This is a genomic window from Enterobacter sp. CCUG 70166, from assembly GCF_020224095.1.
Classification (GTDB): Bacteria; Pseudomonadota; Gammaproteobacteria; order Enterobacterales; family Enterobacteriaceae; genus Enterobacter; species Enterobacter intestinihominis.
Window position 1 is genome coordinate 1 of the sequence record NZ_NRIQ01000085.1, and the last position, 1,249, is coordinate 1,249.

Sequence of the window (1,249 nt, forward strand, 5' to 3'; positions counted from 1 at the left end):
TGAAGTGGTTTACTGAATTTGGCCACCTGAACAGAGGTGATATGCTCACCTCAGAACAACACAGGTGTCATAATGAAAAAAAGAAATTTCAGCGCAGAGTTTAAACGCGAATCCGCTCAACTGGTCGTTGACCAGAACTACACCGTGGCAGATGCAGCCAGCGCTATGGATGTCGGCCTTTCCACAATGACGCGATGGGTGAAACAATTACGTGATGAACGGCAGGGCAAAACACCAAAAGCCTCCCCCATTACCCCGGAACAAATTGAAATCCGTGAGCTCAGGAAAAAGCTACAACGTATTGAAATGGAAAATGAAATATTAAAAAAGGCTACCGCGCTCTTGATGTCAGACTCCCTGAACAGTTCTCGATAATCGGGAAACTCAGGGCGCGTTATCCTGTGGCCACTCTCTGCCATGTGTTCGGGGTTCATCGCAGCAGCTACAAATACTGGAAAAACCGTCCTGAAAAGCCAGACGGCAGACGGGCTGTATTACGCAGTCAGGTACTTGAACTGCATGGCATCAGCCACGGCTCTGCCGGAGCAAGAAGCATCGCCACAATGGCAACCCAGAGAGGTTACCAGATGGGGCGCTGGCTTGCTGGCAGACTCATGAAAGAGCTGGGGCTGGTCAGTTGCCAGCAGCCGACTCACCGGTATAAGCGTGGCGGTCATGAGCACGTTGCTATCCCGAATCATCTTGAGCGACAGTTCGCCGTAACGGAACCAAATCAGGTGTGGTGCGGTGATGTGACCTATATCTGGACGGGTAAGCGCTGGGCGTACCTCGCCGTTGTTCTCGACCTGTTCGCAAGAAAGCCAGTGGGCTGGGCCATGTCGTTCTCGCCGGACAGCAGGCTCACCATGAAAGCACTGGAAATGGCATGGGAAACCCGTGGTAAGCCCGTCGGGGTGATGTTCCACAGCGATCAAGGCAGCCATTATACGAGCAGGCAGTTCCGGCAGTTACTGTGGCGATACCGGATCAGGCAGAGTATGAGTCGGCGTGGAAACTGCTGGGATAACAGCCCAATGGAGCGCTTCTTCAGGAGTCTGAAGAACGAATGGGTGCCGGCGACGGGCTATGTAAGCTTCAGCGATGCAGCTCACGCAATAACGGACTATATCGTTGGATATTACAGCGCACTAAGACCGCACGAATATAATGGTGGGTTAACGCCAAACGAATCAGAAAACCGATACTGGAAAAACTCTAACGCGGTGGCCAGTTTTTGTTGACCACTTCA

At 52.1% G+C, this 1,249-nt stretch carries 1 protein-coding gene; it reads left to right on the top strand.

Going from position 1 to position 1,249, the window contains the following annotated elements:
* Window positions 1–72 precede the first annotated feature (72 nt).
* Window positions 73–1,241 (top strand): IS3-like element ISEc52 family transposase gene (locus CKK19_RS24855; RefSeq protein WP_108454466.1). Its coding sequence is split into 2 segments (ribosomal slippage): window positions 73–322 and window positions 322–1,241, totalling 1,170 coding nucleotides; the frame shifts between segments, so codons are not numbered across the junction.
* Window positions 1,242–1,249 lie beyond the last annotated feature (8 nt).